Genomic DNA, 25,004 nt, shown 5'->3' with positions numbered 1-25,004 from the left:
TGATCGACCGTCAGAGTTGGTCGGGACCACTGTCCCGCAGATCCGGTGAAACAATCCCCGCATGGCGGAAATCATCCAGAAGGACGGCACCTGGGCCTTCGACGGCGATGCCGTGCGCATCACCCCGGGCCGGGACAAGGGGGTGGGACTGCTCCGCCGCGCGCTGGGCGAACTCACGCTTCCGCTGGGCGCGTTGGCCGGTGTCTCCTTCGAGCAGGGCCGCAGGTCCGGGCGGCTCAGGCTGCGGTTGCGCGACGGCGCCGACCCGCTGCTGCAGGCCACCGGGGGCCGGCTCGCCGACGCACAGGACCCCTACCAGCTGAGCGTGGAGTCCGACCGGTACGGCGTCGCCGAGTACGTCGCCGACGAGGTGCGCAACGCCCTGCTGCTGGAGGGGATTTCCCCGGACCCGGTCGACGGGTACCTGCTGCCGGGGCCCTCGCTGCCGGTGTCCGCCGCCGCCGGTGACGCCACGGCGAGCTTCGACGGGGAGCGGGTGCGGCTGGAGTGGAACTGGAAGACGGAGGACGCCAAGGCGTCGGCGGGACCGCGCGCCATCCCGCTCGCCGACGTCCTCGGCGTCGAGTGGCGGCCGGCCGCCGGACTGGAGAACGGGCATCTGCGCTTCCTGGTGCGCGGCGCACCGGCCGGCGCCCCGCCCAAGTACGACCCGAACTCCGTCGAGTTGTGGGGCTTCAAGAAGGACCCGCTGACGGCCCTGGTCGCGGCGGCGGTGCAGGCCCGGCTGCCGCACCCGGCCGCCGGGCCCGGCGTGCCCGAGGACCGGGCGCCGGGCGGGGAGCCGGCCGGGGACGACCACGACGCGCTGCTGCGCCGGCTGCGGGAGCTGGGCGGCCTGCACCGGGACGGGGTGCTGACGGACGAGGAGTTCGCCCTGGCCAAGCAGGCGGTCCTCAGACGACTGTGAGGACCGCCCGCCCCGGCGGGAGTGCGCCCCCGTCCACGGGGCGCCTCCGGAAGGCGTCGCCAGGCGGCTACTTCGCCCTGCGGGACACCGTGAAGTGGTCGATGCGGTCGCCGGTCTCGGCGATGCCCGACACCGTCAGCGTGGTCTGCCGGCCCCGCTGCGCGGGCGTGACGTCCACGCGCAGGAACGAGTAGTTGAGGTAGCGCACCCGGGACCAGGCGACGGTCTCGTTGACCTTGCCGTCCTTGGTGTTGATGAACGAGGCCACGGAGTCGGTCTCGTGCTCGTGCCCCTCGTAGGAGTCCGGGGCGGAGAAGGCGTACAGGCTGCGGCCCGCCGCGCCCGCGGTGACGTAGACCACGCCCTCGGTCTCGGGGTAGGCCGTGCCGCCGATCGGCAGCTTCTTGGCGACCTTGTCGCCCTTGATCACGTCGGTGCGCTCGTACTGGTGGTTGTGGCCGTTGATCACCAGGTCCACCGTGTACTTCTCGAACAGCGGCACCCACTCCTGGCGCACACCACCCTCCGAGGCGTGCGCGGTGGAGGTGCAGTAGGCGCAGTGGTGGAAGAAGACGACGATGAAGTCGACGTCCTTCGACGCCCGGTACTTCTTCAGCTGGGATTCCAGCCACTTCGTCTGGGTTCCACCGGATATACCCAGGTTCGCAGGTATCTCGAAGGATATGTCGTTGGCGTCCAGCGAGATGACCGCCGTGTTGCCGTAGACGAAGGAGTAGACGCCCGGCAGGTTCTCCTTGTCGGGACCGTTGTCCGGGAGGTTCCAGCGGGCTTCCTCGCCGCCGTAGCCGTTGGGCGAGTACCAGGCCTCCATGTCGTGGTTGCCGTACGCCGGCATCCAGGGGACCTGCTTGGCGACCGACTCGGTCTGGGCGAGGAACTGGTCCCAGGTGCGCGAGTCGAAGCCGGTGTCGGTGGTCTTGCCCGCGCCGGACGGGTCGCCGTAGGCGATGTCGCCCGCGTGCAGGTGGAAGGCGGGGTTCTGGCCGAGGAGCAGGGCGTTGTTGGCCAGGCCGTGGTAGCCGACGCCCTCGTCGCCGAAGGCGGTGAAGGTGAACGGCGCCTTGTGGTCGGGCGCGGTGGTGAAGGTGCCGAGCGTGCCCAGCAGGTGCCGCTCGGCCGGGTCGAAGCCGTGGTGGCCGACGCCGTAGTAGTAGGTCCGGCCGGGGCGCAGGTGGGTGAGCTTGGCGTGCAGGTAGTACTGGGTGTGGTCGCCGCTCGCGCCGACACCGGCCGGGGTGTAGAGGGTGCGGACCTCGGCCTCGATCTTCCGGGAGAGGTCCCAGGGGTGGGCGCCGATCCGGATGAACGGCTTCTTGACCGCGACCGGGACCTGCCAGGAGACGGTGATCTCGGTGCGCGGGTCGTTGCCCCAGGCCAGGTGGCGGCCGAAGGGGGCGACGAGGGCGCCGTCGACCGACACGGCGGAGGCGGCGGCTGTGGTGGTGCGCTGCGCGGGCACGGCGGCCTGGGCGGTGCCGCCGGGCACGAAGGCGCCGCCCGCGACGGCGCCCAGCGTGACGGCGCCGCCCCTGATCATGGTGCGCCGCGAGAATCTGGCGCGGAGGTACTCATGCTGCTCGGCCATGCTCATGCGTCCGGCGAGCTTCTCGGGTACTCCCATACGAGGAATGTCCATGGCGTCTGAAACTCGCCCGTTCGGGCAACGAGACGCAAGACACAGGATGGACAGTCCGCGAACAAAGATCCATAAGAGTTTCAATAGTCGCTTGCCCGAAATCGGGCATGATTCTTGCGAAACGCGCGCCGGTGCCCGAGGATCTACCGGGTGCACGACGAACTCGTTGATCATCTGACGCGGTCCACGCCCCTGAACCGGGGCGAGGCGCTGCGGGTGGTCCAGGACGTGCTCGCCTACTTCGACGAGACGACCCAGGACTTCGTCCGTCGCCGCCACCGTGAGCTGCAGGCCCAGGGCCTGCTGAACGCGGCGATCTTCGAACGGATCGAGGCGGACCTGAAATACCGGGCGGTGACGCCGCCGGAGCTGACGCTCAGGCAGCTGCGCCGCATGGTCTACGGCTGAGAACAGCCCTGCCGGACCAGCGACAGCCAAGGGATACCTCTATACATGTGCGGAATTGTCGGATACATCGGGAAGCGTGACGTCGCCCCTCTCCTCCTGGAGGGCCTGCAGCGCCTGGAGTACCGCGGCTACGACTCCGCGGGCATCGTGGTCACCTCCCCGAAGACGCCCGGCCTGAAGATGGTCAAGGCCAAGGGCCGGGTGCGCGACCTGGAGGTCAAGGTCCCGGCGCGCTTCAAGGGCACCACCGGCATCGCCCACACCCGCTGGGCCACCCACGGCGCCCCCTCCGACGCGAACGCCCACCCGCACATGTCGGCCGACCAGAAGGTCGCCGTCGTCCACAACGGCATCATCGACAACGCCGCCGACCTGCGCCGCAAGCTGGAGGCGGACGGTGTCGAGTTCCTCTCCGAGACCGACACCGAGGTCCTCACCCATCTGATCGCCCGCTCGACGGCCGAGAAGCTGGAGGACAAGGTCCGCCAGGCGGTCCGCCTGATCGAGGGCACCTACGGCATCGCCGTCCTGCACGCCGACTTCCCGGACCGGATCGTGGTGGCCCGCAACGGCTCCCCGGTCGTCCTCGGCATCGGCGAGAAGGAGATGTTCGTCGCGTCCGACATCGCCGCGCTGGTCACCCACACCCGGCAGATAGTGACGCTCGACGACGGCGAGATGGCCACCCTCAAGGCCGACGACTTCCGCACCTACACCACCGAGGGCACCCGGACCACGGCCGAGCCCACCACCGTGGAGTGGGAGGCCGAGTCGTACGACATGGGCGGCCACGACACCTACATGCACAAGGAGATCTTCGAGCAGCCGGACGCCGTGGACCGGGTGCTGCGCGGCCGCATCGACGAGCGGTTCTCCACCGTGCACCTCGGCGGCCTCAACCTGGACGCCCGCGAGGCCCGGCAGATCCGCCGCGTGAAGATCCTCGGCTGCGGCACCTCGTACCACGCGGGCATGATCGGCGCCCAGATGATCGAGGAGCTGGCGCGCATCCCCGCCGACGCCGAGCCGGCCTCCGAGTTCCGCTACCGCAACCCGGTGGTCGACCCCGACACGCTGTACATCGCGGTCTCCCAGTCCGGCGAGACGTACGACGTCCTGGCGGCCGTCCAGGAGCTGAAGCGCAAGGGCGCGCGGGTCCTCGGCGTGGTCAACGTGGTCGGCTCGGCGATCGCCCGGGAGGCCGACGGCGGCATCTACGTGCACGCGGGCCCCGAGGTCTGCGTCGTCTCCACGAAGTGCTTCACCAACACCACGGTCGCCTTCGCCCTGCTCGCCCTGCACCTGGGCCGCACCCGCGACCTCTCGGTCCGCGACGGCAAGCGGATCATCGAGGGCCTGCGCCGGCTGCCGGAGCAGATCGCCGAGATCCTCAAGCAGGAGGAGGACGTCAGGAAGCTGGCGGAGAGCTACGCCGACGCCCGCTCGATGCTCTTCATCGGCCGCGTCCGGGGCTACCCGGTCGCCCGCGAGGCCAGCCTGAAGCTCAAGGAGGTCTCCTACATCCACGCCGAGGCCTACCCCGCCTCCGAGCTGAAGCACGGCCCGCTGGCCCTCATCGAGCCGGCCCTCCCCACCGTCGCGATCGTCCCCGACGACGACCTGCTGGAGAAGAACCGCGCGGCCCTCGAGGAGATCAAGGCCCGCGAGGGCAAGATCCTGGCGGTGGCCCACCGGCAGCAGGAGAAGGCCGACCAGACGATCGTCGTCCCGAAGAACGAGGACGAGCTGGACCCGATCCTCATGGGCATCCCGCTCCAGCTCCTCGCGTACCACACGGCGAAGGCCCTGGGCCGGGACATCGACAAGCCGAGGAACCTCGCCAAGTCCGTCACGGTGGAGTAGGACCGCCGCGCCGGCCTGACGACAGAACGGACCCCCGCGTGTGCCACCGGACACGCGGGGGTCCTTTCCGTGCCGCGGTGTGGTCAGCCGGTGGCCGTCACCCCCCGGCCGGCGGCACGCCCGGGAAGAGCGGTCGGCCAGTGCGCAACCGCCGCCGTGGCCGCGTACCAGGCCACCGCGCCCGAGGCGACGGCCGCCCAGCCCCCGGCCTTCACGAGAGCGGAACTGTCGGCGAAGGCCGCGACGGCCAGCACCGCCATCGCCAGGGACAGCAGCCCGTACGCCAGCTGACCGAGCGGGTCCCCGCCCGCGAGGGTCAGGGTGAGCGCCACGAGAGCGAACAGCAGCAGGAAGAGCCCGGCCGCGTCGGCGGACGCATGCCCGGCGACCGCCCAGGTGAACCAGAGCGCGCCGAGGGCCGTGAAGCCGATGCCCGAGGCGCCGTCACGGTCGCGAAGGGCCAGCAGGCCGACGAGGAACAGGGCGACTCCGCCCACGTAGTGGGCCACTGACACGGCGTCGGACGCGGCCACGCCGTCGATGACACCGGTCGTGCCGAGCCCGAACGCCAACAGGGTGACACCCAGGGCGAGTCGGCCGGCCACAGTAGTGCTTCCGCTTCCCGCGGAGACTTCGTTGTCCACGGCGGGCTCCCTTCGTGCTGTGCGGTCGAACGGTGCCCGGTATATGCCCTTCACAAAGGCACAAACCACCTCTACGCACGAGTAGTTTCATGCTGTACGAGGCGTGAAATGAGCGGGGAAAACGGGACGCGTGTCAGGGAATGACGATCACGGGCCGCTTCGCCCGCTTGGCGAGCCGCCCCGCGACGGAGCCGAAGATCCGGCCGACGATGCCGTGCGTGGAGCCCACGACGATCGCGTCCGCCTCGTACTCCCGCCCCACCTCTTCGAGTTCGTGGCAGATGTCCCCGCCCCGCTCGACCAGGATCCACGGCACCTCGGCCAGATAGTCGGCGCAGGCCAGCTCCAGGCCGAGCACCTCGGTGCGGTGGTCCGGCACGTCGACGAAGACGGGCGGCTCGCAGCCGGCCCACACGGTGGTGGGCAGCCGGTTGGCGACATGCACGATGATCAGGCCGGAGTGGGAGCGGTGGGCCATGCCGATCGCGTAGGCGAGGGCGCGCTCACTCGATGTGGAGCCGTCGAAGCCGACGACGACTCCGTGCCGGAAGGCGGGATCGCAGGAAGGGCGTGAGTCTTCCGCCGCCAGGGGATCGGCCGCCGTGGGGTCGGCGACGGGCCGCTTGCGGTCCGCGGGTTCGGAGAATTCGTGACCGGCCATGGCTGTCTCGGCGTTGTGATCCTTCATGGGAGGGACGACAGTGTGCGGCGGAGCTGTGTCCGGGAAACATCTTCCCAAGCCCATACCCCCAAGGGTACGGCGGCACGCCTCCTGAGCCCAGATACCGCGCACGCTCCGTGAGCGGTCCCCCGACGTCCGTAGGGGTTCACCGGAGCATGCACGAGCCGCGCCCGTAACGCAATGGTTGCTGTCCCGTACAGCCGGTTTGCACGGCATTCACAGATGCGCGGCCGGTGACCGACCGGTCGGACGGACGTTGAACCGGGGTGAGACACCGCCACAGGGAGTACGAGATGCCCGGAGCCAGATCGAGCGGCGAGCCGCGCCCCGCCCCGGACACGGCGAGTGATGTGATCCGCTGGGCCGCCTTCAGCTGCGTGCTCGTGCCCGTGGTCCTCGTCTGGTACGGCACCTCGCTGGCCGGCGCCGCGGGGTCCGCGCTGGGCCTGGCCGCCGTCACGGCCGTCTGCCGGGTGCTGCTGCGCCGCTCCGAACGGGTGGCTCAGGGTTGCGTCACGCAAAGAGGCGGGCGTCACACTCGGGGGCGGACACCGGTCGATTGACCTGTTTCAGCGCCTCCGAACGCTGGTTTTCAGCCAACTTCTGGATATCGGCCAGAGGGGGTCCGAACCACCCCCCAACCCCCGTTCCACCTGCACGGAAAGGGTCTACGGGCGGCTCCGCACCCTACGCGGTTTGGCCACTGCGACAAGGCGCACTTCCCCGCACGCCTCGCGAGTGCAACGCTTCGTGATCGAATGCTTCACGCCAAGTTGTCATGTCGACAATCTACGGCGTGTGGAACCGGTCACCGCGACTCCGCGGCGGCCATTAGATTCGATCTTGACTGTCTTTACGGCGGGGGACTCGTGCAGGACCGAGGGGAAACGTGCAGGAGCGACACAACCGAGGAGCCGCGACCACCGAGGGGGGCTTAGCAGTATGAGCCACGACTCCACTGCCACGCAGGATGCCGCGGCCCGAAAACTCTCCGGGCGACGCCGCAAGGAGATCGTCGCGGTGCTGCTGTTCAGCGGCGGCCCCATCTTCGAGAGTTCCATTCCGCTGTCGGTGTTCGGGATCGACCGCCAGGACGCCGGCGTACCGCGCTACCGCCTGTTGGTGTGTGCCGGCGAGGAAGGCCCCCTGCGGACCACAGGGGGCCTGGAACTCACCGCACCGCATGGGCTGGAGGCGATCTCACGCGCCGGGACGGTCGTCGTACCGGCCTGGCGTTCGATCACCTCACCGCCGCCGGAGGAAGCACTCGACGCGCTGCGCCGGGCACACGAGGAAGGCGCCCGCATCGTCGGGCTGTGCACGGGTGCCTTCGTCCTCGCGGCGGCCGGACTGCTGGACGGCCGCCCGGCGACCACCCACTGGATGTACGCACCGACGCTGGCCAAGCGCTATCCGTCGGTGCACGTCGATCCACGGGAGCTGTTCGTCGACGACGGCGACGTGCTCACGTCGGCGGGCACCGCGGCCGGAATCGATCTCTGTCTCCATATCGTGCGGACGGACCACGGCAACGAGGCGGCCGGCGCGCTCGCCCGCCGGCTGGTGGTACCGCCGCGCCGGTCGGGCGGTCAGGAGCGCTATCTCGATCGGTCTTTACCAGAAGAGATCGGCGCCGACCCGCTGGCCGAGGTCGTCGCCTGGGCGCTGGAACACCTCCACGAGCAGTTCGACGTGGAGACACTGGCGGCACGCGCCTATATGAGCCGCCGTACGTTCGACCGCCGGTTCCGCTCGCTGACCGGCAGCGCTCCGCTGCAGTGGCTGATCACCCAGCGGGTGCTCCAGGCACAGCGGCTGCTGGAGACGTCGGACTACTCGGTGGACGAGGTGGCCGGCCGGTGCGGGTTCCGGTCGCCGGTCGCGCTGCGCGGGCACTTCCGCCGCCAGCTCGGCTCGTCCCCGGCCGCCTACCGGGCCGCCTACCGGGCCCGACGGCCGCAGAGCGAGAGGCAGGGTGAGACGGAACCAGCGGTACCGGCGCCCGGCCAGCCGGGCATGCCCCCGGGCCTGTCCGGACCGGGACCGGTGAGCCCGCCGCCCGTCCTGCCCTACGAGCACCGGGACGGCGGGGTGCCGATGCAGAGCCGCCGCGCCGCTGCGGTGGGCCTGCTGCCCGGACCGCGCAGCGGCAACTGAGCGCACACCTCCTCCGCAAGCCCGTCGGCGGCGCTTGCGGAGGAGGTGCTCGTGCAGGAGGCCCGCTTCAGGGGGCACCCCAAAAGCGCACACCAGCTTTAGGGTGGTCGCATGAACGATCGCATGGTGTGGATCGACTGCGAGATGACCGGCCTCTCGCTGTCCGACGACGCTCTCATCGAGGTTGCCGCCCTCGTCACCGACTCCGAGCTGAACGTACTCGGCGAGGGGGTGGACATCGTCATCCGCCCGCCGGCCCGGGCACTGGAGACGATGCCGGAGGTGGTGCGTCAGATGCACACCGCGTCCGGGCTGCTCGCCGAACTGGAGCGGGGCACGACGCTGGCCGACGCCGAGGAGCAGGTCCTCGCCTACGTCCGCGAGTACGTCAAGGAGCCCGGCAAGGCGCCGCTGTGCGGCAACTCCGTCGGCACCGACCGGGGCTTCCTGCTGCGGGACATGCCCACCCTCGAGGACTACCTGCACTACCGGATCGTGGACGTCTCCTCGATCAAGGAGCTGGCCCGCCGCTGGTACCCGCGGGCGTACTTCAACAGCCCGGAGAAGAACGGCAACCACCGGGCCCTCGCCGACATCCGCGAGTCGATCGCCGAGCTGCGCTACTACCGCGAGGCCGTCTTCGTACCGCAGCCGGGCCCCGACTCCGACACCGCCAAGGCGATCGCCGCCAAACACGTCCTGCCCGCGCAGTAGCCGCTCCCGCGGGCTCCTCGGAGCCCGCCCGGCGGCCCGCGCTGAAACGTGTGCGCGAGCACCCCTTGGGACCATGTAGACTTCTTCTCGGCCGGTCGGGGAAACGACAAGTTCGACCGCCGGTCATGGTGGGTGTAGCTCAGCTGGTAGAGCACCTGGTTGTGGTCCAGGAAGTCGCGGGTTCAAGTCCCGTCACTCACCCTCACCGAAACGGCCGGTGACCTGAGAGATCAGGTCACCGGCCGTTCTCGTCGTTCCCGGCCCGTACGGCGCCCTGCTGCCACGACGGATCAGCTGTGCCTCGCGGCGGACAGGTCGCCCCGGGAGTCCAGTGCCGCCGACATGGCGCGGTGCTCGCGCAGGGAGCGGCGGCGGCGCCACACGATCCAGCAGCAGAAGGCGATCATGGCTGGCCCGAAGACCAGCGGGAGCGCCAGGGCGCCCGCCGCGAGGCCGAGGACGACGACCCCGGCCGCGATCAGGGCCATGGAACCCAGCCAGTACGGCAGCCAGCGGCCGGCCCTCTCCATCCGGTCCAGCTGCTCGGCGACCAGCCGCCGCATCGTCTCGCGCTCCGCGCGGTCCCCGGGGACCTCCCCGTGCCGGATCTTGCGGTTGAGGTCGGCGTACCCGCGCGCGTCGGTGCCGGCCGCGCGGCTGACCCGGCGGCGCCGCACCGCCGCCACCGCCACCCCGACGACGGTGTAGAGGGCAGCCTTGGCCAGCCACACCGCCGGAGGGTCGTGCCGTTCGAGTACGGCACCGATGCCCGCGCACAATACGAAGACCAGTACCGCCTGGGCGGTCGGACTGCGGTCGAGCCACTGCTTGAAGGCGTGCACGGCACGCACCTCCCCCTCGTCCAAACCGGCATCACGGGCGGCCGGTTGCCCTGCCCGTCACGTCACGGATGCCCCGACGGCGGCGGAGTACCGGCGTCCGCCCGGCCGGGCCCGGGTCACGACGACGCGCGGACCACCAGCTCCGTGGGCAGTACCGCCCGGCGGCGGTCCAGGCCCCGGGACGCGGCGGGGCGGCGGTCGGCGATCTCCGCGAGGAGGAGACCGATCATCGCGCGGCCCATCTCCTCGATGGGCTGGCGGACGCTGGTCAGCGGCGGGTCCATATGGCGGGCGATGGCGGAGTCGTCGTACCCGACCAGGGCGACGTCGTCGGGGATGCGGCGGCCCGCCTCGCGCAGCACCTGCCGGGCACCGGCCGCCATCACGTCCGAGCCGGCGAAGACCGCGTCCAGATCGGGGTGCCGGTCGAGCAGGACCGTCATCGCCCGGCGCCCGCCCTCCTCGGTGAAGTCACCGGGTGCGACGAGGAGTTCGTCCACCGGGTGGCCCGCGTCGCGCAGGGCCTCGCGGTAGCCGACGGCACGGCGCTGGGCGCCGTAGACGTCCAGCCGGCCGGTGATGTGCGCGATGCGGCGGCGGCCCCGGCCCAGCAGGTGCTCCACCGCCGAGCGGGCACCCCCGTAGTTGTCCGAGTCCACCGAGGTGAGCGACTCGGCCGCCGAGCGCGGGCCGCTGATCACGGCCGGGATCTCCAGCTGGGCCAGCAGATCGGGCAGCGGGTCGTCGGCGTGGACCGAGACCAGCAGGACGCCGTCGACCCGGTGGGCCGCCAGGTACTGGGCCAGGCGCTGCCGCTCGCGGTCGCTGCCCGCGAAGATCAGCAGCAACTGCATCTCGGTGTCGGAGAGTTCGGCGCCGACCCCGCGCAGCATGTCCGAGAAGTACGGCTCGGCGAAGAACCGGGTCTCCGGCTCGGGGACGACCAGGGCGATGGCGTCGGTGCGGTTCGCCGCGAGGGCACGGGCCGCGGTGTTGGGGACGTAGCCGAGTTCGGCGACGGCCGCCTCGACGGCGGCGCGGGTGGCGTCGCTGACCCGGGGCGAGCCGTTGATCACCCGGGAGACCGTGCCCCGTCCGACGCCGGCCCGGGCGGCGACCTCTTCGAGCGTGGGCCGGCCTCCGCTCCGGCCCCGCCCTCCGTGGCTTGCCATGGGCTCCGCCTTTCTCGCCGTCGGGCCTGTGCTGGCTGGAATCTAACAGTCCTGGCCAGAGCGCTGGGCGGTACCGAGGGCGCCCGCGCGGGCAGTCAACGGGAAGAAACCCGAACGCGGTTGCCCCCGCCCGCTCCCTTGACACCCTGCGGGGAACCGACGAACCTTCAACACATCACTGGTGGGAGCGCTCCCACAGTACCTGACACCTACACATCCCGCACGTTCCCCGCCCGAGCCGCAGCGCGTACGAACGGGCCCGATTCCATGCAGTCGGCCGGGGGGTCGGCACGTCAGGCAACAGGAGGACGCAATGCGCACGAGCATCCGCCGGTCCCAGCGGCTGATGGCCCTCGCGGCCGTCGCCGCGCTGACCACGGGACTGCTGGCCGGCTGCGCCGACGACTCGGACGACGACTCGTCGGGCAACTCGGGCGGCGACGGCAGTGGCAACGGCAAGATCACGCTGACCATCGGGACCTTCGGCGTCTTCGGCTACAAGCAGGCCGGCCTCTACGACGAGTACACGAAGCTGCATCCGGACATCAGCATCAAGGAGAACGTCACCACCCGCACCGATGTGTACTGGCCGAAGGTGCTCACCCGCCTCCAGGCCGGCTCCGGCACCGACGACATACAGGCCATCGAGATCGGCAACATCACCGAGGCCGTGCAGACGCAGGCGGGCAAGTTCGTGGACCTCGGCAAGGACGTCGACACGTCCCAGTGGCTGGACTGGAAGAACGCCCAGGCCACCAGCAAGGACGGCAAGGTCATCGGGCTCGGCACCGACATCGGGCCGATGGCCGTGTGCTACCGCAAGGACCTGTTCCGCAAGGCCGGGCTGCCCACCGACCGGACCGAGCTCGCCGCGATGTGGAAGGGCGACTGGTCCAAGTACGTCGACGTCGGCAAGCAGTACATGAAGAAGGCGCCCAAGGGCACCAAGTTCGTGGACTCGGCCTCCTCCGTCTACAACGCGGCGGTGGGCGGCGCGAGCGAGCGGTACTACGACAAGGACGGCAATGTCGTCTGGGACAGGTCCGAGGGTGTGAAGAAGGCCTGGGACGCCGCGATGACCGTCGCCACCAGCGACATGTCGGCGAAACTGAAGCAGTTCGACCCCACCTGGGACCAGGGGTTCGCCAACAGCACCTTCGCCACCGTCGCCTGCCCGGCCTGGATGATCGGCTACATCGAGCAGAAGTCCGGTGACTCCGGGAAGGGCCAGTGGGACGTGGCGGCGGCGCCCGCGGCGTCCAACTGGGGCGGTTCCTTCCTCGGCGTGCCGACCGCGACCAGGCACCAGAAGGAGGCCGTCGCGCTGGCCAAGTGGCTGACCGCGCCCGAGCAGCAGGCGAAGGTGTTCGCCAAGCAGGCCAGCTTCCCGTCGACCCCGTCGGCGTACGCGAGCCTGAAGCCGCAGGCCGACACCACCGCGTACTTCTCGAACGCGCCGCTCACCCAGATCTTCTCCGACGCGGCGAAGACGATCCCCTCGCAGCCCCTCGGCCCCAAGGACAAGCCGATCGACAACGCGATCAGTGACATCGGCATCCTCCAGGTCGAGCAGAAGGGCAAGTCGCCGGCGCAGGGCTGGGACGCGGCGTCCAAGGAGATCAAGGACGTGCTCGGCCAGTGACCAGCCCCAAGCAGGCTCTCGCGCACTCCGCGTCGAGCGCTGACGCCGCGTCCGGCAGCTCGCCGGGCGCGGCCCGGGGCGCTCGCGGTCGCGGTACGGCCCCGGACGCCGGCTCCTGGCGCAGCCGGCTGTACCGCTGGGACATGAAGGCGTCCCCGTACGTGTTCGTGTCCCCGTTCTTCGTCCTGTTCGCCGCGTTCACCCTGGTCCCGCTGCTCTACACGGCCTGGTACTCGCTGCACCACGTGCAGCTGTCGGCCCTCGACCAGCAGAGCTGGGCGGGGCTGGACAACTACCGGAACCTGTTGTCCTCGGACTTCTTCTGGAACGCCCTGCGCAACACCCTGTTCATCGGCGTCATCTCGACCGTGCCGCAGCTGCTGGCCGCACTCGGGCTCGCGCATCTGCTGCACTACAAGCTGCGCGGCTCGACGGCGTGGCGGGTGGTGATGCTCACCCCGTACGCCACCTCGGTGGCCGCCGCGACCCTGGTGTTCGCGCTGCTGTACTCGTGGGACGGCGGGATGGTCAACTGGATCCTGCACTTCTTCGGGGTTGACCCGGTCAACTGGCGCGAGTCCGACTGGGGTTCGCGGTTCGCGGTGTCGTCCATCGTGATCTGGCGGTGGACCGGGTACAACGCGCTGATCTATCTGGCCGCGATGCAGGCGATCCCCAGCGATCTGTACGAGTCGGCGGCGATCGACGGCGCCAACCGCTGGCAGCAGTTCCGGCATGTCACCGTGCCGCAGCTGCGGCCGACGATCCTGTTCACGGTGGTCGTCTCCACCATCGGTGCGACCCAGCTGTTCGGGGAGCCGCTGCTGTTCGGCGGGGTCAGCGGGTCCAAGGGCGGTTCGGAGCACCAGTACCAGACGCTCGGCCTGTACATGTACGACCAGGGCTGGATCATCGGCAACCTCGGCAAGGCGTCCGCGATCGCCTGGTCGATGTTCCTGATCCTGCTGCTCGTCGCCGCGGTCAACCTGCTGCTCACCCGACGGCTGAGGAAGTCCCCATGACGACCAGTGAGACGACCGCGCCGACGGCGGCGAAGACGAGGGCGGCGGGGGCGCGACGGCGCCGGGCGACGGGCGCGGGCAGGCAGCTGCACGCGGGCCCGGCGACCTACGCGGTGCTGACGGTGTTCGCGCTGGTCTCGCTCGCCCCGCTGGTGTGGACGGCGATCGCGGCCTCGCGCACCGACCGGCGGCTCGCCCAGACCCCGCCGCCGCTGTGGTTCGGCGGCAATCTGTTCAAGAACCTCGAAGCCGCCTGGGACCAGGCGGGGCTCGGCACCGCGATGCTCAACTCGGTCGTCGTGGCGGGCACGATCACGGTCAGCACCGTGCTGTTCTCCACGCTGGCCGGCTTCGCCTTCGCCAAGCTGCGGTTCCGGTTCTCCGGGCTGCTGTTGCTGCTGACCGTCGGCACGATGATGATCCCGCCGCAGCTGGCCGTCGTACCGCTGTATCTGTGGATGTCGGACCTCGGCTGGTCGAACCAGCTGCAGACGGTGGTCCTGCCGAGCCTGGTGACCGCGTTCGGTACGTTCTTCATGCGGCAGTACCTGGTGCAGGCGCTGCCGGGCGAGCTGATCGAGGCGGCCCGGGTGGACGGGGCGAACAGCCTCCGGGTGGTGTGGCACGTGGTCTTCCCGGCCGCCCGGCCCGCGATGGCCGTGCTCGGCCTGCTGACGTTCGTGTTCGCCTGGAACGACTTCCTGTGGCCGATCATCGCCCTGAACCAGCAGAACCCGACGGTGCAGGTGGCCCTGAACTCGCTCGGCACCGGGTATGTCCCCGACCAGGCGGTGATCATGGCGGGCGCGCTGCTCGGCACGCTGCCGCTGCTGGTCGCCTTCCTGCTGTTCGGCAAGCAGATCGTGGGCGGGATCATGCAGGGCGCGATCAAGGGCTGATCCGCCCGCCCCGCCGCGTGGGGCCGGGCCGCCGCGGTCCCGGCCCCCTCGCTTCTCCTGACGTCACTTCCCTCGGCCTTCCGACCCTCATGGGAGCGCTTCCATGTCTGATTCCGTTTCGCCCGTGACCTTTCCTCCCGCCTTCCTCTGGGGCGCCGCGACCTCGGCCTACCAGATCGAGGGGGCGGTGCGGGAGGACGGCCGCACCCCCTCGATCTGGGACACCTTCAGCCATACGCCGGGCCGGACGGCCGACGGCGAGACCGGGGACGTCGCGGTCGACCACTACCACCGCTATCGCGACGACGTGGCGCTGATGGCGGAGCTCGGCCTGACCGCGTACCGCTTCTCCGTCTCCTGGTCGCGGGTGCAGCCCACCGGCCGGGGGCCCGCGGTCCAGGTGGGCCTGGACTTCTACCGCCGGCTCGTCGACGAACTGCTGGCCCACGGCATCAAACCGGCGCTCACCCTCTACCACTGGGATCTGCCGCAGGAGCTGGAGGACGCGGGCGGCTGGCCGGAGCGGGACACCGCGTACCGGTTCGCCGAGTACGCGCAGCTCGTCGGCGAGGCACTGGGCGACCGGGTGGAGCAGTGGATCACCCTCAACGAGCCGTGGTGCAGCGCCTTCCTCGGCTACGGCTCCGGGGTGCACGCCCCCGGCCGCACCGATCCGGCCGCCGCCCTGCGCGCCGCCCACCACCTCAACCTGGGGCACGGACTGGCCGCTTCGGCGCTGCGGGCGGTGCTGCCGGCCCGTGACGGGATCGCGGTCAGCCTCAACTCGGCCGTGGTGCGGCCCCGCAGCCAGGACCCGGCCGATCTGGCGGCGGCCCGCCGGATCGACGACCTGGCCAACGGCGTCTTCCACGGCCCGATGCTGCGGGGCGCGTACCCGTCGTCGCTGATCGACGCCACGCGCTCGGTGACCGACTGGTCCTTCGTCCGGGACGGCGATCTGCGCACGGCCGGCGCCCCGCTGGACGCGCTGGGCCTGAACTACTACACCCCGGCGCTGGTCTCGGCCGCGTCCGGCGAGGTCAAGGGCGCGCGGGCGGACGGCCACGGCGCCAGCGACCACTCCCCCTGGCCCGGCGCCGACGACGTCCTCTTCCACCAGTCCCCCGGCGACCGGACCGAGATGGGCTGGAGCGTCGACCCGACGGGCCTGTACGACCTGCTGATGCGCTACACCCGCGAGGCACCGGGCCTGCCGCTGTACGTGACGGAGAACGGCGCGGCCTACGACGACAAGCCCGACCCCGAGGGCCGCGTCCACGACCCCGAGCGCATCGCCTACCTGCACGGCCATCTGACGGAGGTGCGCCGCGCCCTCGCCGACGGCGCCGATGTGCGCGGCTACTACCTGTGGTCCCTGATGGACAACTTCGAGTGGGCGTACGGCTACGGCAAGCGGTTCGGCGCGGTCTACGTGGACTACGCGACGCTGGAGCGGACCCCGAAGTCGAGCGCGCGGTGGTACGGGGAGACGGCGCGGACGGGGGTGCTCGGGCCGGCGGGGACGGCCTGACGTCCCGGCCCCGCGCCCTTAGCGGGGCGCGGGGGGGCCGTCAGGTCACTTGTAGGCGCCGAACGCCTTCGCGAACGCGGACTTGTCCTGGGTGATCGAGCTGCAGGTGGCGTCGGCGGTGGGCTTGGGGCCGCCGTCGCACTGCTTGTCGCGGGTCGCGGACCACATGGAGAGCCAGCCGAGGCCCTTGGCCTTGGCGAAGTCCACCAGCTGGGTGGCGTCCTCGACCTTGAAGACCTCGGAGGAGACGTCGTTGACGCCGATCATCGGGGTGACCGCGACCGCCTTCCAGGCGGCGGAGTCGGACAGTCCGAGCACGCTCTTGACCTGGGCGTGGGTGGCCGTCGCCGCCTGCTCGGCGTAGTCGCCCATGTCGCCGCTGTACGAGGCGCCGTAGTCCATCGCCATGATGTTGACGGCGCTGATCTTCACGCCTTCGGACTTGGCGTTCGCCAGCAGGTTCACGCCGTCCTGGGTGAGGCCCTCGGGCATCACCGGGAGGGTGAAGGAGACGTCGAGGCCGGGGTGCTCGGCCTGGAGCTCGGCGATGGCCCGGGCGCGGCGGGTGTTGGCGGCCGTGTTCGGCAGCGCGCCGCCCTCGATGTCGAAGTCGACCTTGGTCAGCTTGAACGCGTCGACGGCCTTGCCGTACGCCGCCGCGAGCGCGTCCGCGGAGGAGCAGGCGGTGGCCAGCTCGGAGCCGGAGGCGCCGCCGAAGGAGACCCGGACGTCACCGCCCTTGGCCCGCAGCGCGCCGATCTGCGCGGCCACGGCGTCGCCGGTGAGGTCGGTGACCCCGCCCCACTTGGGGGTGCAGCCGCCGCCGTCGGTGAGGAAGGCGAGGTTGAAGTTCTTCACGCCGGTCGCGTCGGCGGCGCCGAGGAGGTCGAAGGCCGGGTAGAGGCTGGTGTCGACGTACGGGGCGAAGCCCGCGGCGGCGGTGCCGCCGGTGCCGGTGCCGCCCGTGGGGGTCGGGGCAGGGGTGGTGGTCCGAGTGGGGGTGGGCGACTTGCTCGGGGTGGGCGTGCTGGCGGGTGTGCTCGTCCTGGTGGGGGCCGGGGCCGTGGTCGGCGTTCCGGTCCCGGTGGGCCGGCCGCTGGGCTCGGGGGTGGCGCCGCCGTCCGCGGAACACCGGGCGTCGTCGATACGGCAGTCCGTCGGATCGCCGCCGCCGTTCACCACGAAGCCGACGGTCACCGACTTGCCGGGGGCCAGGCCCGCACCGTCCCACGCGGCCGGCTTCACGGTGACGTGCCGGCCGCTGACGCTCGACTCGCCGTTCCAGAGGGAGCCGAGCGTGGCCCCCGCCGGGAGATCGAACTCCAGCGTCCAGGTCCGCTCGGTCGCGCCGCTGTTGTTGGTGACGACGTACTGGGCGGTGTAGCCGGTCGACCAGTCGCTGGTCCTGGTGTACGCGGCGTTCACGCCGGCCGCGTTGGCGGTGCCGGTGAGCAGGACCGCGCCGCCGCCGATGACGGCCGCGGCCACCAGGCCGCCTATCGCCTTGTTACTGCCGCTGATCCTGCGCCGGTGCGTGCTCATGCGCGTGCCTGCCTTCGCTGCTCACTGGGGGTTCACAGGGGGGTGGGGACCCTGTGGGTGCGGCAGCACGCTAGCGAGCCCGATCCGGACAAATGGCCTGTTCCAGGCGGTGGTTGCGGACCTTATGGTGCGCTTAAGGAAGCGATCGGGACCGGTTAAAGGTCGAGACCAGTCTGCCCCGCCGGCGCCGGCGCACGGCGCCCCGGTGGCCCCGGCCGACCGGCTCGCGCGCGTCCAGCTGGAACCAGATCCGCACCTCCGTGCCGCCCAGCACCGAGGAGCCGATGCGGACGTCCCCGCCGGTGGACTCGGCGAGCCTGCGGACGATGTCCAGGCCCAGGCCGGTCGAGCCGGTGCTTCCGGAACCCCGGCCGCGGGCCATCGCCGCCTCCGGGTCGGCGATGCCGGCACCCGCGTCGGAGACCAGCACGATCACCGCGTCCTCGCCGTTGTGCACGTCGACCGCGAAGGCGGTGCCCTCGGGGGTGTGCCGGAAGACGTTGCCCAGCAGGGCGTCGAGCGCGGCGGCCAGGTCGGCGCGGGCCACCGGCAGCCGCACCGGCCGTTCGACGCCGGCCACCCGCCACTTGCGGCCCTCGTCCTCGGCGAGCGCGGACCAGAACTCCATGCGCGCGCGGACCACTTCGGCCGCGTCGCAGCCGGCGCCCGGCCCGGCCGCGGCGGTCTGCGGCTTGGCCTCCCGCGCCGTGCGGATGATGGTGTCGACCTCCCGCTCCAGCTGGGCGACGGCGGTCCGGGTCTGCTCGGCGGCGGGCCCGGCGCCCAGGGAGGCCGCGTTCAGCCGGAGGACGGTCAGCGGGGTGCGCAGCCGGTGCGAGAGGTCTGCGGCCAGCTCGCGCTCGTTGGCGAGGAGTTGGACGACCTGGTCGGCCATCGAGTTGAACGCGACGGCCGCGAGCCTCAGTTCGCTCGGCCCGTCCTCCGGCACCCGGGCGCCCAGCTTGCCCTCGCCCAGCTCGTGCGCGCCCTCGACCAGCCGCCGCGCGGGCCGCACCATGCGTATCCCGAGCCGGTCGGCGACCGCGACCGAGCCGATGATCAGCGCGAGTCCGACGGCGGCGAGCACCGCCCAGGCCGTGCCGACGCCGTTGGTCACCTCGGACTCGGGCACGTACACCTCGACCACCGCGATCGCGCCGGAGCCGAGCGCGACCGGCTGGAGCAGGGTGGAGCCGCCGGGCACGGCGGAGGTGGAGGCGCGGCCCATCGCGCGTACGGCCTCGATGTCGCGGCCGGCGGCGCGCTGCCGGCCGAGGTCGAGCGCGGCCCGGTCGCCGTCGGCGGGCAGATGGACCGCCATCCCGGCGTCGGCGCCCGCCGAGGCCACCACCCGCTCCAGCTCGTCCCGGTCGGTGGTGATGGACAGCGCGGGCGCGACCGCCGCGGCCTCCCGCTCGGCATTGGAGAAGGCCCGGTCGCGGGCCATCTCCTTGACGACGAGGCCGAGCGGCACGGCGAAGGCGACCACGACCATCGTGGTGACCGCCAGACAGACCTTGACCAGTGCCCATCTCATCGCGGCTCCCCGTCCACCGGGGGTTCGAGCTTCACCCCGACGCCCCGGAGCGTGTGGAGGTAGCGCGGCCGGGCTGCCGTCTCCCCCAGCTTCCGGCGCAGCCAGGACAGATGGACGTCGATGGTCTGGTCGTCGCCGTAGGACTGCTGCCAGACCTCGGCGAGGAGTTCCTTGCGCGCGACGACGACCCCGGGCCGGCCGGCCAGGAAGGCGAGCAGGTCGAACTCGCGGCGGGTGAGGTCGAGCCGGACGCCGTCCAGCTCGGCCTGGCGGCGCAGCGGATCGACGCTCAGGCCGCCGACCCTGAGCACGGCCGGGGGCGCGGCCTCGGCGCCGGCGGAGCGGGCCCGGCGCAGCACGGCCGCGATCCGGGCCGAGAGGTGCTCAACGGAGAACGGCTTGGTCAGATAGTCGTCCGCGCCGGCGTTCAGCAGCCGGACGACCTCCGTCTCGTCGTCCCGGGCGGTGGCGATGATGACGGGCACGTCGGTGATGCCGCGGAGCATCTTCAGGGCCTCGGAGCCGTCCAGGTCGGGCAGTCCGAGGTCCAGGATGACCACGTCGAAGCGGAAATGGGCGACCTCGCGCAGCGCCTCCAGTGCCGTACCGACGCTGCGCACGGTGTGTGCGGCGTCGGTCAGATGCCGGATGAGCGCCGAGCGTACGAACTGGTCGTCCTCGACCACGAGCACACTTGCCATGCGCCGCACCGTACGCCATGGGGGCGACACCGGGCGGCGGCCTGTGGACAACCCGCGGCAGGTGCGGACCGCGGTGTCCCTGGGGCAGTATGGCCCGCGATGCGCAGAGGACTCGTACACGTTCTGGCGTGGCTGCTCGCGACGGGCGCGGCGGTCACGCTGTCGTGGTGGGGCGTGCACACGGTGATGGCGGGGACGGCGTACGACCCGCCTCGCGCCCTGCCCGTCACGGCGGCCGACGCGGCGGACCGCGAGGTGAAGGCCGCCTCCCGGGCCCCCTCGGCCGCCCCGTCCCCGACGCGTGAGCGCTCGCCCCGCCCGGCGCCGGCACCCGCGCGCACCCCGGCCCGCCCGCAGTCCCCCTCCCCCGCCGCGAGCGCCACCGCGCCGGGCCGGGTCAGGTCCTACGACACCGACGGCGGCCGGGCGGTGTTCGACCTGGGGCCGGCCGACGCCACGCTCGTCTCGGCGACCCCGGGGACCGGCTGGTCGATGCAGGTGTGGAAGACGGAGAGCTGGATCCGGGTGGAGTTCAGCCGGAGCACTGACCGGGTGTCGGTGTTCTGCACCTGGCACGACGGGCCGCCGCGGGTCACGGTCGGAACCTACTGAGCACGTGGCCGACGCCCTTGAAAGGGACATGAGTTGACCGTCGTGGACCGTTCGCGACCGCTTGTGACCGAGGCTGTCGCAGGTCCAGAACGGGGCGAGGGGTTGAGGGACGTGCAGGACCTGCGGGACCTGCGGGACCTGCGGGACCTGCGGGACCTGCGGGACCTGCGGGACCTGCGGGACCTGCGGGACCTGCGGGACCTGCGGGACCTGCGGGACTAACGGAACACCGAGGGCGGCGGGGCCGGTGAGGCCACCGCGGAATCGTCCGTCACCGGCGCCGCGCCACCGGCGAAGTCGACGAGCTGCCTGCCGTGTTCGACCCGGCCGGGGTGCGGGTCGGAGGCGGCGCGGCGGGTGAGTTCGGGGAGCGGCAGCGGCAGGTCCGAGGCGACCAGGACGGCGTTGCCGAAGCGCTTGCCGCGCAGCACGGCCGGGTCGGCGATCAGCGCGAGTTCGCCGAACCGGGCGGCGACGGTGGCGATCTGGCCGCGCAGATGGGCGAGCGGCGGGCCGTCGGCGAGGTTGGCCGCGTAGACGCCGGAGGGCTTCAGGGCGCGGCGGACCTCGTCGAGGAACTCGGTGGAGGTGAGGTGGGCGGGGGTGCGGGCGCCGCTGAAGACGTCGGCGATGACGAGGTCGGCCCAGCCGTCCGGCAGCTTGGCGAGGCCCTCGCGGGCGTCCACCGAGCGGACCCGGATCCGCGCTCCCGGGTCGAGCGGCAGCTCGCGGCGGACCAGCTGGACCAGGCTCGCGTCGCGTTCCACGACCTGCTGGGTGGAGCGGGGCCGGGTCGCCGCGACGTACCGGGCGAGGGTGAACGCGCCGCCGCCGAGGTGCACCGCCTGTACGGGCCGGCCGGGCGGGGCGGCGAGGTCGATGACATGGCCGAGGCGGCGCTGGTACTCGAAGGAGAGGTACGCCGGGTCGTCCAGGTCGACATGCGACTGGGGCGCCCCGTCGATCAGCAGTGTCCAGGCCCGGGCGCGGTCCGGGTCGGGCACGAGCTGCGCGAGTCCGCCGTCGACCGGCTCCTCCACCGCCGTGACGGCCGCCGCCGCGCGCCTCGTGTTCCTGGACCTTCCCATCCGTCCATTTTCGCAGCCGCCGCGGGTGCGCGCGTCATCGGCAGCTGTCGGCCGCCTCGATCAGCCGGGCCGCCTCCCCCAGGGCCCGGCGCAGCACCACCGGGTCGGTCGCGAGATCGGCCTCGCCGGGCGGCAGCAGCCAGTCCGAGCCCTCCACCGGCGGCGCCGGGTCCAGCCGCAACCCGCGTCCGTTCGTCTCGGTGCAGGTGCTGCCGGGCACGTCCCAGCAGGCGGCGGTGCCGGCCGGCACCAGGAAGCCGAGGGTTCCACAGCCGTCGTCGTGCAGCACGGGCCCCACCGCCTCCGCGGCTCCGCGCCGCAGGATGTCGACCGCCTCCAGCCCCTGCCGGGCCGGTACGGTCACGAGGTCGCATGCCGGATCACCCGCCGCGTACGCGGACGGCGACGACGGCGACGTACAAGGATCGTTGCTCTGGCTGGTCTCCATGCCGGCCTCCACCACACTGCCCTGTTGCGGTCCATACGTTTCAACGCGTGAGCCCGTCAACGGCTACGGCACAAGTGCGCCGCAAAGGATGGCACTTCATGGCAGATCGTGGATGAGATATCCGGTTTGTAGCCAAACACCGCGTGGCGGGTCCTTCACAGCAGGTACGTTCATGCCCGCCGGAACCAGGGCGTCACACGGGCAACTCGTCCCGAAAACTCCCCGGCCCCGGCAATGGTTCGACGGTTCGCACGAGAGGACCCGGCCATGGCGTCGTCAACCGTGACCTCGTCACAGCCCGAACGGCCACCCCGGCCGAACCTCGCCTTCCGGCAGTTGCGCGGCCGGCGCTCACCGGCCGAGTTCGCGGCACTGGTGCGGCGGGCCGCGCGCGAGATCGGTGAGCGGGTCAGCTGTGACGCTCGCTACATCGGCCGGGTCGAGGCGGGCGAGATCCGCTGCCCCAACTACGCGTATGAACGGGTGTTCCTGCACATGTTCCCCGGCCGCACGCTCGCCGACCTCGGCTTCGCGCCCCGCTCGTCCGTGCGCGGACGCGCGGCGCGTACGGCTCCTCAGACGCCGCCGGCGCCGGAAGGGGCCACTCCCGTGGCGGTGTCCGATGAGCCGGGGAGGGCAAGCGGACCGTATGAGACGCGGAACGCTGCCCCGAGTTCGCGGCTCAAGGCACACCAGGGGAATTTGTACGGCCCGCACGAACCTCCCCCACGTTCCCGGCTTCGCTCGAACAGGGGGGACCCCCACGAGAACGACCCCCTGAACCACGAGGAGAGCGACGTGCTGCGTCGCGCATTCATGACCGGCGGAGGCGCCACCATGGCCGCCGCCACGCTGGCCCCGCTGGGGCTCACCGCCGGCGTCGCCGCCGCGGAACGGCCCCGGCGGCGTGCCGGGTCCTCCGAGGCGGCGGCCCTGGAGGAGGCGGTCCTGCGCATCCGGCTGCTCGACGACCGGCACGGCGCGGACGGGCTCTACCAGCGCGCGGCGGCTCCGCTGCGCGCGGCCTACGCGCTGCTCGACGCCGGCACGACCCGGCAGACCACCGCCGACCGGCTGCACACGGGCGCCGGTGAACTCGCCATCTCCGTGGGCTGGCTGGCCCACGACTCCGGCCGCTTCGACGACGCGCGCTCGCACTACGCGGAGGCGCTGGCCACGGCACGGATGACCGGCGATCCGGGTCTTGAGGCGCACGCGTTCTGCAACACCGCGTTCCTGGCGCGGGACGCGGGCCGACCCCGGGAGGCGGTCCGGGCCGCGCAGGCCGCGCAGCGCGCCGCCCGGCCGCTGGGCTCGGCCCGGCTGATGTCGCTGCTCGCGCTGCGCGAGGCGGGCGGCTGGGCCGGGCTCGCCGACCGCACCGGCTGCGAGCAGGCGCTGGCCCGCGCGCACGCCTACTTCGAACGGGGCCGCTCGGACGCCGACCCCGAGTGGATGAGCTTCTACGGCGAGGCCGAGCTGGAGGGCCTTGAGGCGCAGTGCTGGTCCACGCTGGGCGACTGGCGGCGGGCGTCCCGGCACGCGCGGCGTGCGGCGCATCTGCAGGATCCGCACTTCTCGCGCAACATCGCGCTCTACACGGCCGAGCTGGCCGACGACCTGGCCCGCGAGGGCCGCCCCGACGAGGCGGCGGAGGCCGGGCTGCGGGTGCTCGCGCTGCTGGACCAGGTCCAGTCCTCCCGCATCCAGACGATGCTGGCAGGCACGGCCCGCGTACTGCTGCCGCACCGGCGGGCGTCCGGGGTGTCGGAGTTCCTGGACCGGCACGCGTCGATGCCACGGACGGGGCGGGTCTAGACCTGGTCGCGGGGTGTCCCGGTTCCGGCTGCGGGGTGTCCCGGTTCCGGCTGGGGGGATCAGTTCCAGCTGCGGGGGGGCAGTTCCCAGCTGCCTGTGGGGAGGGCTCAGTTCCAGCTGCCGGTGGGGAGGGCTCAGTTCAGCTGCCGGTGGGGGCTTGGCCCGGCCCGTACGCGGGGCAGGCGGGCTCGGCCCCCTGTGCGGGCGGCCCACTCATCCCCATCCCCAGGAGGGCGGGCTCGGCCCCGACCGCCCGAGAGGATGCGCACCCGGACGCGGCGGACGCGGGCTCCGTCCCCCACACGGGGCAACAGGCTCGCCCCGGCCCCTACGAAGCAGACTCGCCCCCAACTGTCGAAGAGGACGCCCCGGACGCGGAGCAACGCGGCTCGGCCCGACGTGCGGGGCCCCCAGGAGGGCGGGCTCGGCCCCGGCCTCCGAGGGGGACGTGTTCCTTCGGGGCCGCGGTGCTCAGCCCGCCAGGTGCCCCACGTCGTTCCAGCTCTCGATCGCCGGCTCGCCGTAGGCCCAGCCGAGGACGGACAGCGATGTGGGGTTCAGGCGTATCCGGGCCGCGAAGTCCAGCGGCAGGCCCAGCCACCGGGCGCCGATGGAGCGCAGGATGTGCCCGTGCGCGAAGACCAGGACGTCGCGGTCGGCCGCGCGCGCCCAGGACACCACCTCGTCCGCGCGCGCGGTGACCTCGGCGAGGCTCTCGCCCTCCGGGACGCCGTCCCGCCAGATCAGCCAGCCCGGCCGGACCGCCTGGATCTCGGCCGGGGTCATCCCCTCGTACGCGCCGTAGTCCCACTCCATCAGCGTGTCCCAGCGCTCGGCCCGCTCGCCGAACCCGGCGAGTTCGCAGGTCTCCCGCGCGCGGGAGAGCGGGCTCGTGCGCACCTCCACGCCCGCCAGACCGTCCAGCGGGGCGCGGTGCAGCCGCTCGCCGAGCAGCTTGGCCCCGCGCCTGCCCTCCTCCAGCAGCGGCACATCGGTCCTGCCGGTGTGCTTGCCGGACAGCGACCAGGCCGTCTGTCCGTGCCGGGCCAGCAGGATGCGCGGTGCCATGGGAGACCTCTCCGGGAGCGTGCCGCCCT

General features: G+C 72.0%; 23 protein-coding genes and 1 tRNA gene. 13 read left to right on the top strand and 11 right to left on the bottom strand.

Going from position 1 to position 25,004, the window contains the following annotated elements:
• Positions 1–61: 61 nt before the first annotated feature.
• Positions 62–928: a DUF4429 domain-containing protein gene (locus tag ACF073_RS28285; RefSeq protein ID WP_392074204.1), complete on the top strand. Its 867-nt coding sequence runs from the start codon at positions 62–64 to the stop codon at positions 926–928.
• Positions 929–995: 67 nt separating this feature from the next.
• Here the strand turns inward: ACF073_RS28285 and ACF073_RS28280 are convergent, their stop codons facing one another.
• The gene (locus ACF073_RS28280; RefSeq protein WP_392074203.1) at positions 996–2,570 is read right to left on the bottom strand and encodes a fibronectin type III domain-containing protein; all 1,575 of its coding nucleotides are present in this window, start codon (positions 2,568–2,570) and stop codon (positions 996–998) included.
• A gap of 165 nt (positions 2,571–2,735) precedes the next feature.
• Here ACF073_RS28280 and ACF073_RS28275 point away from each other — a divergent pair, with 165 nt between their 5' ends.
• Positions 2,736–2,993 carry a hypothetical protein gene (locus ACF073_RS28275; RefSeq protein WP_392074202.1) on the top strand — a complete coding sequence of 86 codons (258 nt, stop codon included), beginning with the start codon at positions 2,736–2,738 and terminating at the stop codon, positions 2,991–2,993.
• Between the two features lie 45 nt (positions 2,994–3,038).
• Complete coding sequence (glmS, locus tag ACF073_RS28270) at positions 3,039–4,856, top strand: glutamine--fructose-6-phosphate transaminase (isomerizing) (RefSeq protein ID WP_392074201.1); 1,818 nt, start codon at positions 3,039–3,041, stop codon at positions 4,854–4,856.
• Between the two features lie 83 nt (positions 4,857–4,939).
• Here glmS and ACF073_RS28265 read toward each other — a convergent pair whose 3' ends face one another.
• Together ACF073_RS28265 and ACF073_RS28260 are read right to left on the bottom strand one after the other, a co-directional pair.
• The gene (locus tag ACF073_RS28265; protein ID WP_392074200.1) at positions 4,940–5,500 is read right to left on the bottom strand and encodes a hypothetical protein; all 561 of its coding nucleotides are present in this window, start codon (positions 5,498–5,500) and stop codon (positions 4,940–4,942) included.
• A 133-nt stretch (positions 5,501–5,633) separates the two neighbouring features.
• Positions 5,634–6,161 (bottom strand): universal stress protein, encoded by a 528-nt coding sequence (locus tag ACF073_RS28260; protein WP_392074306.1) that lies wholly within the window; start codon positions 6,159–6,161, stop codon positions 5,634–5,636.
• Positions 6,162–6,475: 314 nt separating this feature from the next.
• On the opposite strand from ACF073_RS28260, the gene ACF073_RS28255 reads away from it, so the two are divergent.
• From ACF073_RS28255 to ACF073_RS28240, 4 genes are all read left to right on the top strand, one after another.
• Positions 6,476–6,745 carry a hypothetical protein gene (locus ACF073_RS28255; RefSeq protein WP_392074199.1) on the top strand — a complete coding sequence of 90 codons (270 nt, stop codon included), beginning with the start codon at positions 6,476–6,478 and terminating at the stop codon, positions 6,743–6,745.
• A 379-nt stretch (positions 6,746–7,124) separates the two neighbouring features.
• Complete coding sequence (locus tag ACF073_RS28250) at positions 7,125–8,339, top strand: helix-turn-helix domain-containing protein (protein WP_392074198.1); 1,215 nt, start codon at positions 7,125–7,127, stop codon at positions 8,337–8,339.
• 111 nt (positions 8,340–8,450) lie between these two features.
• Entirely contained in the window at positions 8,451–9,053 is a 603-nt protein-coding gene (gene orn / locus ACF073_RS28245; protein WP_392074197.1) for an oligoribonuclease, read from the top strand.
• 128 nt (positions 9,054–9,181) lie between these two features.
• Positions 9,182–9,254, top strand: a tRNA-His gene (locus ACF073_RS28240).
• An 89-nt stretch (positions 9,255–9,343) separates the two neighbouring features.
• Here the strand turns inward: ACF073_RS28240 and ACF073_RS28235 are convergent.
• A complete protein-coding gene (locus ACF073_RS28235; protein WP_392074196.1) occupies positions 9,344–9,895 on the bottom strand; it encodes a hypothetical protein in 552 nt (183 codons plus the stop codon).
• Between the two features lie 116 nt (positions 9,896–10,011).
• Positions 10,012–11,067 carry a LacI family DNA-binding transcriptional regulator gene (locus ACF073_RS28230; protein ID WP_392074195.1) on the bottom strand — a complete coding sequence of 352 codons (1,056 nt, stop codon included), beginning with the start codon at positions 11,065–11,067 and terminating at the stop codon, positions 10,012–10,014.
• Positions 11,068–11,380: 313 nt separating this feature from the next.
• Here ACF073_RS28230 and ACF073_RS28225 point away from each other — a divergent pair, with 313 nt between their 5' ends.
• The 4 genes from ACF073_RS28225 (at position 11,381) to ACF073_RS28210 (ending at position 16,161) form a co-directional block, all read left to right on the top strand.
• The gene (locus ACF073_RS28225; RefSeq protein WP_392074194.1) at positions 11,381–12,709 is read left to right on the top strand and encodes an ABC transporter substrate-binding protein; all 1,329 of its coding nucleotides are present in this window, start codon (positions 11,381–11,383) and stop codon (positions 12,707–12,709) included.
• Positions 12,706–13,731 carry a carbohydrate ABC transporter permease gene (locus ACF073_RS28220; protein WP_392074193.1) on the top strand — a complete coding sequence of 342 codons (1,026 nt, stop codon included), beginning with the start codon at positions 12,706–12,708 and terminating at the stop codon, positions 13,729–13,731. The genes ACF073_RS28225 and ACF073_RS28220 overlap by 4 nt, the downstream gene beginning before the upstream one ends.
• Positions 13,728–14,630 carry a carbohydrate ABC transporter permease gene (locus ACF073_RS28215; RefSeq protein WP_392074192.1) on the top strand — a complete coding sequence of 301 codons (903 nt, stop codon included), beginning with the start codon at positions 13,728–13,730 and terminating at the stop codon, positions 14,628–14,630. Before ACF073_RS28220 ends, ACF073_RS28215 begins: the two co-directional genes overlap by 4 nt.
• A gap of 103 nt (positions 14,631–14,733) precedes the next feature.
• The gene (locus ACF073_RS28210; RefSeq protein ID WP_392074191.1) at positions 14,734–16,161 is read left to right on the top strand and encodes a GH1 family beta-glucosidase; all 1,428 of its coding nucleotides are present in this window, start codon (positions 14,734–14,736) and stop codon (positions 16,159–16,161) included.
• A 45-nt stretch (positions 16,162–16,206) separates the two neighbouring features.
• On the opposite strand, the gene ACF073_RS28205 is transcribed toward ACF073_RS28210, so the two are convergent.
• The 3 genes from ACF073_RS28205 to ACF073_RS28195 all read right to left on the bottom strand — a co-directional run bounded on the left by ACF073_RS28205 (position 16,207) and on the right by ACF073_RS28195 (position 19,941).
• Positions 16,207–17,703 (bottom strand): cellulose binding domain-containing protein, encoded by a 1,497-nt coding sequence (locus ACF073_RS28205; RefSeq protein ID WP_392074190.1) that lies wholly within the window; start codon positions 17,701–17,703, stop codon positions 16,207–16,209.
• Positions 17,704–17,836: 133 nt separating this feature from the next.
• Positions 17,837–19,240 (bottom strand): sensor histidine kinase, encoded by a 1,404-nt coding sequence (locus ACF073_RS28200; RefSeq protein ID WP_392074189.1) that lies wholly within the window; start codon positions 19,238–19,240, stop codon positions 17,837–17,839.
• Entirely contained in the window at positions 19,237–19,941 is a 705-nt protein-coding gene (locus ACF073_RS28195) for a response regulator transcription factor (protein ID WP_392074188.1), read from the bottom strand. The genes ACF073_RS28200 and ACF073_RS28195 overlap by 4 nt, the downstream gene beginning before the upstream one ends.
• Before the next feature lie 99 nt (positions 19,942–20,040).
• Here ACF073_RS28195 and ACF073_RS28190 point away from each other — a divergent pair, with 99 nt between their 5' ends.
• Positions 20,041–20,553: a hypothetical protein gene (locus tag ACF073_RS28190; RefSeq protein ID WP_392074187.1), complete on the top strand. Its 513-nt coding sequence runs from the start codon at positions 20,041–20,043 to the stop codon at positions 20,551–20,553.
• Positions 20,554–20,771: 218 nt separating this feature from the next.
• On the opposite strand, the gene ACF073_RS28185 is transcribed toward ACF073_RS28190, so the two are convergent.
• On the bottom strand, positions 20,772–21,641 hold the full coding sequence (locus ACF073_RS28185; protein WP_392074186.1) for a spermidine synthase: 870 nt from the start codon (positions 21,639–21,641) through the stop codon (positions 20,772–20,774).
• Positions 21,642–21,675: 34 nt separating this feature from the next.
• Entirely contained in the window at positions 21,676–22,089 is a 414-nt protein-coding gene (locus tag ACF073_RS28180; protein WP_392074185.1) for a hypothetical protein, read from the bottom strand.
• 267 nt (positions 22,090–22,356) lie between these two features.
• Between ACF073_RS28180 and ACF073_RS28175 the strand changes: the two genes are divergently transcribed.
• A complete protein-coding gene (locus tag ACF073_RS28175; protein WP_392074184.1) occupies positions 22,357–23,907 on the top strand; it encodes a hypothetical protein in 1,551 nt (516 codons plus the stop codon).
• Between the two features lie 471 nt (positions 23,908–24,378).
• Here the strand turns inward: ACF073_RS28175 and ACF073_RS28170 are convergent, their stop codons facing one another.
• Positions 24,379–24,975, bottom strand: a complete 597-nt coding sequence (locus ACF073_RS28170; RefSeq protein WP_392074183.1) for a histidine phosphatase family protein — start codon at positions 24,973–24,975, stop codon at positions 24,379–24,381.
• Positions 24,976–25,004: the final 29 nt, after the last annotated feature.

Source organism: Streptomyces sp. NPDC015171 (genome assembly GCF_043079545.1).
Taxonomy (GTDB): Bacteria; Actinomycetota; Actinomycetes; order Streptomycetales; family Streptomycetaceae; genus Streptomyces.
Note: the sequence above shows the minus strand (reverse complement) of the source record. Positions and strands in the feature narration are given on the sequence as shown.

Bases quoted from the DNA above. Each gene is read 5' to 3' on its own strand.
- ACF073_RS28230 (WP_392074195.1), bottom strand. From the start codon at position 11,067: ATGGCAAGCCACGGAGGGCGGGGCCGGAGCGGAGGCCGGCCCACGCTC.
- ACF073_RS28195 (WP_392074188.1), bottom strand. From the start codon at position 19,941: ATGGCAAGTGTGCTCGTGGTCGAGGACGACCAGTTCGTACGCTCGGCG.
- ACF073_RS28170 (WP_392074183.1), bottom strand. From the start codon at position 24,975: ATGGCACCGCGCATCCTGCTGGCCCGGCACGGACAGACGGCCTGGTCG.
- ACF073_RS28205 (WP_392074190.1), bottom strand. From the start codon at position 17,703: ATGAGCACGCACCGGCGCAGGATCAGCGGCAGTAACAAGGCGATAGGC.
- ACF073_RS28255 (WP_392074199.1), top strand. From the start codon at position 6,476: ATGCCCGGAGCCAGATCGAGCGGCGAGCCGCGCCCCGCCCCGGACACG.
- orn (WP_392074197.1), top strand. From the start codon at position 8,451: ATGAACGATCGCATGGTGTGGATCGACTGCGAGATGACCGGCCTCTCG.
- ACF073_RS28180 (WP_392074185.1), bottom strand. From the start codon at position 22,089: ATGGAGACCAGCCAGAGCAACGATCCTTGTACGTCGCCGTCGTCGCCG.
- ACF073_RS28285 (WP_392074204.1), top strand. From the start codon at position 62: ATGGCGGAAATCATCCAGAAGGACGGCACCTGGGCCTTCGACGGCGAT.
- ACF073_RS28260 (WP_392074306.1), bottom strand. From the start codon at position 6,161: ATGGCCGGTCACGAATTCTCCGAACCCGCGGACCGCAAGCGGCCCGTC.
- ACF073_RS28200 (WP_392074189.1), bottom strand. From the start codon at position 19,240: ATGAGATGGGCACTGGTCAAGGTCTGTCTGGCGGTCACCACGATGGTC.
- ACF073_RS28225 (WP_392074194.1), top strand. From the start codon at position 11,381: ATGCGCACGAGCATCCGCCGGTCCCAGCGGCTGATGGCCCTCGCGGCC.
- ACF073_RS28215 (WP_392074192.1), top strand. From the start codon at position 13,728: ATGACGACCAGTGAGACGACCGCGCCGACGGCGGCGAAGACGAGGGCG.
- ACF073_RS28185 (WP_392074186.1), bottom strand. From the start codon at position 21,641: ATGGGAAGGTCCAGGAACACGAGGCGCGCGGCGGCGGCCGTCACGGCG.
- ACF073_RS28175 (WP_392074184.1), top strand. From the start codon at position 22,357: ATGGCGTCGTCAACCGTGACCTCGTCACAGCCCGAACGGCCACCCCGG.
- ACF073_RS28210 (WP_392074191.1), top strand. From the start codon at position 14,734: ATGTCTGATTCCGTTTCGCCCGTGACCTTTCCTCCCGCCTTCCTCTGG.
- ACF073_RS28280 (WP_392074203.1), bottom strand. From the start codon at position 2,570: ATGGGAGTACCCGAGAAGCTCGCCGGACGCATGAGCATGGCCGAGCAG.
- ACF073_RS28250 (WP_392074198.1), top strand. From the start codon at position 7,125: ATGAGCCACGACTCCACTGCCACGCAGGATGCCGCGGCCCGAAAACTC.
- glmS (WP_392074201.1), top strand. From the start codon at position 3,039: ATGTGCGGAATTGTCGGATACATCGGGAAGCGTGACGTCGCCCCTCTC.
- ACF073_RS28190 (WP_392074187.1), top strand. From the start codon at position 20,041: ATGCGCAGAGGACTCGTACACGTTCTGGCGTGGCTGCTCGCGACGGGC.